The following is a 1,005-nucleotide window of genomic DNA, read 5'->3' on the forward strand; positions in this document are numbered from 1 at the left end:
TGGATCATCGGCCTGCTCTCGGTGACTGTTCGACGACATGATGTCCCCCTCCATAGTCGTTTCACCACATGCTACCCGGAGTTACCCGTGCAGAGAGGCACGCATTGCGGCAAAGGCCAAGCCGGGCTGGAGGTTCGAGGACGTTGCGGTGGGCCGGAGTCACGGCGAGGGCCACCCGTCAACTGTATGCGCCGATGCCTTGCGCAAGGCAATCCAAATGTCCTGTTTGCCGCATACCGCGCTGACCGAACCGGCCAGCGCTGGGCATCGGAAGATCAACTGGCCGTAGCGATCCGACGCCGGCGCAACGTCCGCTACTGCCGATTACGTTGCGTCCGCCAGTGATCGATTCTTCGGTGTGGGTCGTGGGCCCGGCGCCGACCGCACTAACAAAACCGGCCAGTTCGGGGAGGTTGGATCTTCGCGCAGCAGGACGCACTCAGCGGGCACGCCGGAACCACGCGTATTACGTCCCGTAGTAGAAGACGGCTAGCATGGCCGACGTGCTGGACAAGCGGAGCAGAACAGTCCTGGCCGTGGTGTCGCTGGGCGCACTGACGATGGCGGCGTTCGGGTGGCATACGTGGAACCAAGGGCCGGCCTGGGACTCGATCGACAACAACATCGGATACCTGCTGTTGTGGCCGTTATTCGCTGGGTTTCTGGCGTGGGGATGGATCCGATTCCGGCAGCTGGAACGTGATTCCGCCACTGTGGTGCGGAACCGGTTCCAGGACAACGTGACTCGCGAAGTCACGAGCAAATTGCTGCCGCTCCGTTCGAACGGCCCCGATGACCCCGATCCCGCGATGGACGCATACAACCGCTATCTGGCCGATCTCAATGCCCGCGAACTGCGCCACCATCTGCGCGCGGCCGGCCTGGATATCTCCGACTCGCCGCGCTAGGGCTAGGTTCTGTCTCGAAGTTTTGAGGGCGGGCCTGTGGCTCGCCCTCAACTGTGTCGCAGCCACTGGTTGATGACAGCGATATGGATCGTGGCCT

The 1,005-nt window shown here is 62.7% G+C and carries 1 protein-coding gene; it reads left to right on the forward strand.

Features of this window, described 5'->3' with window-relative positions; translation table 11 throughout:
* Window positions 1-503 precede the first annotated feature (503 nt).
* On the forward strand, window positions 504-908 hold the full coding sequence (locus ACWEKS_RS49400) for a hypothetical protein (protein WP_452346613.1): 405 nt from the start codon (window positions 504-506) through the stop codon (window positions 906-908).
* The last annotated feature ends 97 nt before the right edge of the window (window positions 909-1,005 follow it).

It is taken from the genome of Nocardia sp. NPDC004711 (assembly GCF_053601595.1).